This window comes from Nostoc sp. UIC 10630 (assembly GCF_010747425.1).
In the GTDB taxonomy this organism is placed as follows: Bacteria; Cyanobacteriota; Cyanobacteriia; order Cyanobacteriales; family Nostocaceae; genus Nostoc.
Genome location: NZ_JAAGOG010000108.1, coordinates 19717 through 27904, shown reverse-complemented (window position 1 = coordinate 27904; position 8188 = coordinate 19717). Strand labels below are relative to the sequence as shown.

The following is an 8188-nucleotide window of genomic DNA, read 5'->3' as shown; positions in this document are numbered from 1 at the left end:
GAAGACACCGTTCGACTTGCATGTGTTAAGCATACCGCCAGCGTTCATCCTGAGCCAGGATCAAACTCTCCGTTTTGAAGTGTTTGCTTTATTAGCTCAATTTAGCTGCTCTTTTTTAACTTCAGCTTAGTTATTTTTATTTTCTTGACGCAATACACTTGCTGTATAATTGCTTTCAAACTATAATATTTTCAAGGTTCGGTATCCCTTTTCGCGAGTCGCTTTAAGCTCTCCGCTTCAGGCACTTATTCAATATAGCGAACACACCCCCTCATGTCAACTATTTTCTCCAAAAATCTTTTGGACTGTTTCTTTGTCCCCTGAAACTCCCCACTGTCACTGCTTCTAGGCAACAATAGTTTATGCACTGTGCCAACTAAAGGATGGGGGAAGCGTGAATTTTCAATCCGTAATAGCTTTGTTGCATCACTTCTGGGGTGAGCGCGGTTGTCTTATCGCCCAGCCCTACGATATTGAGAAGGGAGCTGGTACTAAGAATCCGCAGACATTTTTAAGAGCATTGGGGCCGGAACCGTGGGCTGTTGCCTATGTTGAACCATGTCGTCGCCCAACGGATGGACGGTACGGTGAAAACCCTAACCGTTTCCAACATTATTATCAGTACCAAGTTTTGATTAAGCCCTCACCAGATAATATCCAGGAGATTTATCTTGATTCATTAAGGGTTTTAGGTATTCGTCCTGAAGACCACGATATTCGGTTTGTAGAGGATAATTGGGAAGATGCAACGGTGGGAGCTTGGGGTACTGGATGGGAAGTATGGTTAGATGGGATGGAAATTACTCAATTTACCTACTTCCAACAGTGTGGGGGAATTGATTGCCGTCCTGTGTCGATTGAGATTACTTATGGTTTAGAGCGGCTGACAATGTATCTCCAGCAAGTGGAGGCAATTACTAAAATTCATTGGACGGACAATATTACTTATGGTGATGTTTTTCTGCAAAATGAGATTGAGCAGAGTACATACAATTTTGAAGCGTCTAATCCTGAATTGCTGCTGACACTGTTTAGTTTGTATGAGCAGGAAGCTACTCAGTTAACAGAGAAGGGTTTGGTGTTACCCAGTTTGGATTATGTAATGAAGTGTTCGCACACGTTTAATCTGCTGGATGCTAGAGGTGTGATTTCGGTGACGGAGAGAACTCGCTATATTGCCAGGATTCGGCATTTGGCTAGGAAGGTTGCTCATTTATATGTAGAGCAAAGGGGGAAATTGGGTTTTCCGTTGCTCAAAGATTTAAAACCAGTCATACCTGTTGGGCAAGTAGAAGTTGCGGCTACACAGACGAAATCTGCCTCCGCAGGTTAGCAAACCTTTGATTTTGCATTCCAATAAGCTAGGCATATCTTTAATCATGTAGCTATTGCTAAAGTTCAGAAATACCGTTAAATCTTGAATCTGGAAGATTAAGGCTACAAGATAAGGCCCGCACAGGCGGGCTTTGTTTGTATAAACTTGATGGACTATACTTCACCACAGGCATCAAAATCTTTCAAAGATGTCTATTAAAGAGATGAAAAGCTTACGCAGAGGTACTCCAGCCGCAGATAATAAGAATTTGGAATATTTGCTTTTTGAATTTTATTGCCAAATTCAGCAACGCCAATTTTTCTCTATTGCTACTCTAGCTATTTTTAAGTCAGCTGCGAATTCTGGGTGTCAGGTGCTTTTACAAAAAATCTTATGATTCAAACCAGTGGTGTAATTATTTGTCTTGGCTACATTTTTGGGTTGCTGTTTACAGCAGTTCCTTGGGGTGGTGTGTGGATTTTGGTTCTGGGGATAGTGGGAGCAATTCTTTTTAGAAGACGCACCAGTTCACAACAACTTGCCCAAAAAGCAGAAAAGGTTGGAAGCAAAAATAAGACAGTGCCTAATACCTGGCAAACTAATCCCCATCCTCGAATATGGCTAGCTGCTGGTTTAGTAGGATTATTGGCAACTCTATATTTTCAATGGCGAGTGCCGCAACCAGGTGCAAAAGATATTAGTCAGTTTGTTCCACCTGGAAATAGCAGTAATCAAGAACAACTTGTGATTGTTCGTGGGGAAGTGGCGAGTAATCCCCGTTTAACTCGCAGTCAGCGAGGACAATTTTGGCTGGAAGCAACTCAGATAGATGAGGTCAAAAATGAAAAAGGTTCAGCAGGTGTCCCAAAAGGAGTAACGGGCAAATTGTATGTGACAGTGCCTATACTTCAGGCTACTGGGTTATACCCTAGTCAACAAATTGCTGTGACTGGAATTTTGTACAAACCAAAGGCGGCTTCCAATCCTGGTGGTTTCGATTTTCAGAAGTTTCTTAAGCAGGAAGGAACATTTGCTGGTTTGATTGGGCGACAAATAAATGTTTTGGATCAGGAACGTAAATGGGGATGGTGGCAAATTCGGGAGCGAATTGTGCGATCGCAAGTTCGTTGGTTAGGTATCCCTGAAGGGCCTCTTGTCAGTGCAATGGTTTTAGGTAGCAAAGCTGTTGATTTACCCTACGATATCCGCGACTTATTTGTACAAGCAGGATTAGCTCATGCTTTAGCAGCTTCCGGGTTTCAAACTTCTTTGATTTTGAGTGTGATTTTACAGTTAACTAAACGGGCAAAAAAAGCAACGCAATTTACCCTTGGCTTTTTAGCTTTAATCATTTTTCTAAGTTTAACAGGTTTTCAACCTGCGGTTCTCAGAGCCGTAATTATGGGTTTTGCGGCATTAGTGGGTTTGCTATTAAAAAGGAAGGTAAAACAGTTCGGATCATTGCTATTAGCAGCAACTCTGTTATTAGTGTTTAATCCTCTATGGATTTGGGATTTAGGTTTTCAATTGAGTTTTTTAGCAACGCTGGGCTTAATCGTAACAGTACCGGCATTAGTCGACCGCCTAGCATGGCTACCACCTGCGATCGCTTCTTTAATTGCCGTTCCCCTTGCTGCGACTCTTTGGACTTTACCTGTACAACTTTCTGTATTTGGGGTTGTACCATCTTATAGTTTATTGCTGAATGTGGTTAGTACTCCATTAATTTCGATCATTAGTATAGGTGGAATCATTAGTGCTTTAGTAGGTTTAATTTGGACTCAGGCAGGAAGCTTCATCGCATCGGTGTTACATTACCCGACAGACTGGCTAATTAAATTAGTGGAGTTTTTTAGCAAGTTGCCAGGAAATTCTGTTGCTGTAGGTAGTATATCCACTTGGCAACTTTTGACGATTTATTTACTGATTATACTAGTTTGGCTAGTTCCTTGGTGGCAACGAAGATGGTGGGTTGCTAATGTGATTGCCATTGGTTTAGTATTCATCCCCCTTTGGCATTCTACAAATACATTGTTTAGGATAACGGTATTAGAATCTGGTACGGAACCAATTGTAGTTGTTCAAGATAGAGGAACTGTAACTGTAATTAATAGTGGTGATGAAGGGACTGGACGTTTCACAATCCTACCGTTTTTACAACAGCAAGGTATCAATCAAATCAATTGGGCGATCGCAACTGATTTTCAAGGCAATGAAAGTAATGCTTGGTTGGAATTATTGCAACGTTTACCAATCAAAAGTTTTTATGAATATTCCCCCAATCCAGAAAATTCTATTGCCACTCAGGCAATTCAACAAGAATTACAAAAACATCAAGGATTTTATCAACCAATGGCAGTTGGTCAAGCTGTCAAAACTGGTTCAATAGTGGCGCAGTTAATCAACGCTCAATTACCCATCTTACAATTGCAAATTTTAGATCAGAATTGGTTATTAGTCGGTAATGTCAAGTCTAAAGAGGTACAGCAATTAGTCAAAAATGGGAGCTTGCCTCGTCCACAAGTCCTGTGGTGTTCCCCTCAGTCATTAAAAGATTTAGTTATTGCTCTGCAACCACAAGTGGCGATCGCTTCTTCTGTTAACTTTGATCCAAAGGTTTTATCGGAACTAAATCAAAGCCAAACTAAACTATTTTTTACGGGACGTGATGGGGCTATTCAATGGACACCTGATGGTCAGTTTGAGGCGTTTATTGAAGCAGCAGAAAACAAATCTTCTATCTTATGAACAACTCACAATTCAGGAATTTTAAAAGTACGATATTTATTTTTAGGCAAGACTAGCTAAAAATGAGTTTTATAGATTACAGCCTAGTTAGTACTTAATGAAGTTTCACATTCGCCTACATTATTCCAGTCTGGTCTTTGACTGACACCCAATAATTGTTGGATTTTGGGTAAAAAGGGGAAAGAAAAAACCTTTAACCTTTTCCCTGAACCCACTTCCGATTGAAAAATGCAAAACCACAAGCACTATTGGACTAGAACTAACTACTTTAAATTAAAACACAGCATTTGTTCATTTTTTAATGAAGTCATGGACTAGACTTGATTATTTACAGAACCAAATCATCTTAATTATTTAAAATCTTACAGTAGTGGAAATACTTATCTTATTTTTACTTATTTAAATATTTCTTTTACATTGTGCTTATAATTCTTGCTATAAAAATAGTTAAACTTCATACTTGAGAATAAACCATACTTTTTTACTATTGCTTAGAAAAACATCTATCCTACTTCACGATCACTTGAACTAGATGTCATTACTTATACCATTGTAGTAGCATCTTAAATGATTGATATTAGAGAAGTAGTTTAAAAATATAGCTTGTCTGTCCCCTACATGAATAAAAAATGGGCTGCTAAACGACTTACTATCAATCTCACATCAAGCGAGGCACAGAAGCTTGAACAATACTGTTCAATAACAGGGAGACCAGCAACTGATGTGATTCGGGAGTTAATTCGCTCTCTTGCTACTCAGGAGGAAAAAGGCTTGCAAACTTAGTAAATCATACTGAACAAAAAACAAAATTTTGATAATCACATCTAATTGGGGAGTGAAATAAGTGTTTCAGAGTTATTAGTTATTTCCTTGAAAACACACGCTATAGGTAGCAACTGAACACTTAGCTATGCTCAGTATGGATGGTTTTGAGGTAATAGTTCACCTATAAGTGAATCCGTAAATCGGTTTTGCTCTCAGTATCAGTGCCAGCGTTTTCTAGGAAAATCACCAAGGAAGTTTAGAGGCAGGGGCAATAGTATTCCTGCCCAAACTTCTCTAGAGCTACAAATTACTCAATAAGATTTGGGATAATAAAATTGTTCTTGCGTTTAAATTCGCTTCTTCTCAGACCTTTTTAAATTTTGAATTTTGAAGCTTTCAATTTTAAAAACTTTTGGGTAAGACGTTCGGCGATGGCTCAGTAGAGCCGCGATGATGCCGTTCGCGTAGCATTCCGTAGGAAAGTCCAAAATTTAAAATTCCCCTTTTCAAGACAGACACTTAAAAAGTCTGGTTGACTACTAAGGGAATATCAAAAATAAATTCTTCAGCCAGGTATATTAAGGTTAGCGTAGCGATCGCTAGCCTGGAAGTAACGATAACAAGTTTTTCTCAATTGGGGGACACACCTTTATTTACATTGCCCATCCCATAATCAGTAATGGCTTTACCAAAACTTACTCTTTCGATTCACATCCAGGAGTACAGCGATCGCTCCTTCAACAGCTAAAAATTTGATCAGAGAAGAGAGTGCGTTATTGTCGCTTATCGTAGGTATCGCTTGTTTTCAATTGCGACGGAAATTTCTCTTACGTTGTTTATGTCTTGCAACTTCTTTGCGCTTGTGTTTTTCCAAAGGGGTTTCAAAGTGACGATTTTTTCTCATGTCTGGGAAAATACCTGCTTTGGAAACTTCTCTCTTAAATCGACGCAAGGCCGATTCAATTCCTTCATTTTCGCCCACAAATACTTGGGTCATTTTCATCTCCTACTTAATTGGTACTGGGCAATTTCAAAGCATCCAGTAGATCGGAGCGCAAAAAGGGCAGATAATGATTCTGCCCTTAAGACGTTAAAACTTAATTTTTGATTTTAAACCTTAGTAGCGTCCTCGGTTGTATCCGCCACCGCCGCCGCCGCGACGATCGCCACCACCACCACCAAAGGAACCACTTCTGTCTTCCTTGGGTTTAGCCTTGTTGACTTTAAGGTCGCGTCCCATCCACTCAGCACCATCAAGAGCTTCAATGGCAGCTGTTTCTTCAGCTTCTGTGCCCATCTCTACGAAAGCAAAGCCACGTGGACGGCCTGTTTCACGGTCAGTAGGCAACTGAACGCGTTTTACAGAACCATGTTCAGCAAAAACAGATGTAAGGTCTTCTTGTGTGACCTCGTAGGATAGATTACCTACATAAATTGACATGCGTTATCTCCAAAATCATAGGTGTGTAGAGATTTAGATTTCGGAGACAAGCTTGTTAAGACCAAAAGGGAAAAGCCTGTCAATACTAAAAACAAACGCTGTAACCGAATTTTATTCTCACCTAACTACCTTAGCACATCCTTGAGTTCTTACCCATCCTAAAAAAGGAAGTACTAAGAGTAAGCGATCGCAGTTCACCCTCTCAAACATCCTCTAGGTAATGAATTTATAGGCAACTTTAACATTGAGTAGCAAAAATTGCCCAAATAATTGCAAAATAAATGCAGTTCGTCATTGTAACTACCTGGAAATGCCGACTACACTTGCCGACGCACAAAACTTACTTTCTGATCTGATCGCCCGCTATAGTGAGCGTGTAGATTATCTGATGATTCGCCTTGAAGAAGCAGAAGGGACTGATATCTTGTTGCGTGGCGACAAGGTAGAAACCCTCAGTGAAGGTATCTCCATTGGTGGACATATTCGCGCTTGTTATAAGGGTGGGTGGGGGTTAAGCTGTTTCAACCAACTGGGAACAATTCAGGATCGCATAGAAGAAGCGATCGCTGCGGCGCGAATGGTTGGTGATGAAGAAACTTTACTTGCACCCATTGACCCGGTGCAAGCAGTTTGTGTTCTACCCCTAAAAGGCACTGATCCCCGAAAAATCCCACTTTCCAAGAAAAAACAATTGTGCGATCGCTATACTGAATTGCTCAAAAGTATTGATGACCGGATTACCACTACCTCTGTGCGTTATGGTGACAGCGCTCAAAGAGTGATCATTGCTACCTCAGAAGGAACTTTGATCGAGCAATCTTGGGTGGATATGGAAATGCGCTTTGCCGCCACTGCCAGAAATGGCGAAACCGTACAAACTGGACGGGAAACTACTGGTTCTCGCAAAGCTTACGAAGATTTAACTGATTTGGATGAACAAGTAAAGAGTGCGGCTCAAAGAGCGATCGCAGCTTTATCTTTGCCACCTGTCAAAGGTAATACTTATACAGTAGTCATTGACCCAATTCTCACCGGTTTGTTTGTCCATGAAGCTTTCGGACATCTTTCTGAGGCTGATATGGCTTACGAAAACCCTGATTTGTTAGAAGTCATGACCATTGGACGGCGGTTTGGCCCAGAAGAACTCCAAATTTTTGATGGTGCTGCCCCAGAGGGACATCGCGGTAGCTATTTTTACGATGATGAAGGTACACCTGCTACAACTACGCAATTAATTAAAGATGGAGTTTTAGTTGGACGTTTACATTCTCGTGAAACTGCTGGCAAATTGGAGGAAGCGCCTACTGGTAATGCCAGATGTCTGAATTATCACTTTACTCCCATTGTGCGGATGACAAATACCTGGATTGAACGAGGTAAAACACCAGTTAAAGACTTATTCACCGATATCAAAGAAGGAGTTTATGCCCGTAATTGGTTGGGTGGAATGACGAATGGTGAGATGTTTACCTTTAGCGCCGGGGAAGCTTGGATGATTAGGAACGGCAAAATTGCTGAACCTGTGCGGGATGTAACGCTTTCGGGAAATGTATTCCAAACTTTAGCGGATATTGAGGCAATTGGTGATGATTTTTATTGGGATGAATCCGGCGGTTGTGGCAAGGGAGGACAAAATGGGTTATCAGTGGGTTGTGGTGGCCCTAGTCTGCGAATTCAAGATGTAGTGGTTGGTGGTGAAGTATGAACTACCCACTGCTATAACTGGTACTCCAAGTAAACTTAGGTTTTTAGTAGTCTGTCAAGCCTAAATTGATAGGCTACTAGTCCCACCAAAGAATGCCTCAGTTTAAATCAATTTGCTAGCCAGAAAGCGACGTTACGCATATCGGCTTTGATATGTTCTAAAGCTCGTGGCTCTTTTTTCATGCCATCTCCCGGTGGTTCATCCACAAATGAGT

The 8188-nt window shown here is 40.8% G+C and carries 6 protein-coding genes and 1 rRNA gene; 4 read left to right on the top strand and 3 right to left on the bottom strand.

Going from position 1 to position 8188, the window contains the following annotated elements:
* Positions 1-76 (bottom strand): 16S ribosomal RNA (locus tag G1O98_RS22715); the annotation flags it as partial.
* A gap of 318 nt (positions 77-394) precedes the next feature.
* Between G1O98_RS22715 and glyQ the strand changes: the two genes are divergently transcribed.
* The 3 genes from glyQ to G1O98_RS22700 all read left to right on the top strand — a co-directional run bounded on the left by glyQ (position 395) and on the right by G1O98_RS22700 (position 4846).
* Positions 395-1333: a glycine--tRNA ligase subunit alpha gene (gene glyQ, locus G1O98_RS22710; protein WP_163932139.1), complete on the top strand. Its 939-nt coding sequence runs from the start codon at positions 395-397 to the stop codon at positions 1331-1333.
* A 375-nt stretch (positions 1334-1708) separates the two neighbouring features.
* Entirely contained in the window at positions 1709-4063 is a 2355-nt protein-coding gene (locus G1O98_RS22705; protein WP_163932136.1) for a ComEC/Rec2 family competence protein, read from the top strand.
* A gap of 618 nt (positions 4064-4681) precedes the next feature.
* A complete protein-coding gene (locus G1O98_RS22700; RefSeq protein ID WP_114085124.1) occupies positions 4682-4846 on the top strand; it encodes a CopG family transcriptional regulator in 165 nt (54 codons plus the stop codon).
* Positions 4847-5633: 787 nt separating this feature from the next.
* On the opposite strand, the gene rpsU is transcribed toward G1O98_RS22700, so the two are convergent.
* Both rpsU and G1O98_RS22690 read right to left on the bottom strand, forming a co-directional pair.
* Positions 5634-5825 (bottom strand): 30S ribosomal protein S21, encoded by a 192-nt coding sequence (rpsU, locus tag G1O98_RS22695; protein WP_069073774.1) that lies wholly within the window; start codon positions 5823-5825, stop codon positions 5634-5636.
* A gap of 120 nt (positions 5826-5945) precedes the next feature.
* Positions 5946-6269, bottom strand: a complete 324-nt coding sequence (locus tag G1O98_RS22690; RefSeq protein ID WP_114085123.1) for an RNA-binding protein — start codon at positions 6267-6269, stop codon at positions 5946-5948.
* 310 nt (positions 6270-6579) lie between these two features.
* On the opposite strand from G1O98_RS22690, the gene G1O98_RS22685 reads away from it, so the two are divergent.
* Complete coding sequence (locus G1O98_RS22685; RefSeq protein WP_163932133.1) at positions 6580-7974, top strand: TldD/PmbA family protein; 1395 nt, start codon at positions 6580-6582, stop codon at positions 7972-7974.
* Positions 7975-8188 lie beyond the last annotated feature (214 nt).

Coding starts and splice junctions, on each gene's coding strand:
- G1O98_RS22705 (WP_163932136.1), top strand. CDS start 1,709: ATGATTCAAACCAGTGGTGTAATTATTTGTCTTGGCTACATTTTTGGG.
- G1O98_RS22700 (WP_114085124.1), top strand. CDS start 4,682: ATGAATAAAAAATGGGCTGCTAAACGACTTACTATCAATCTCACATCA.
- rpsU (WP_069073774.1), bottom strand. CDS start 5,825: ATGACCCAAGTATTTGTGGGCGAAAATGAAGGAATTGAATCGGCCTTG.
- G1O98_RS22690 (WP_114085123.1), bottom strand. CDS start 6,269: ATGTCAATTTATGTAGGTAATCTATCCTACGAGGTCACACAAGAAGAC.
- G1O98_RS22685 (WP_163932133.1), top strand. CDS start 6,580: ATGCCGACTACACTTGCCGACGCACAAAACTTACTTTCTGATCTGATC.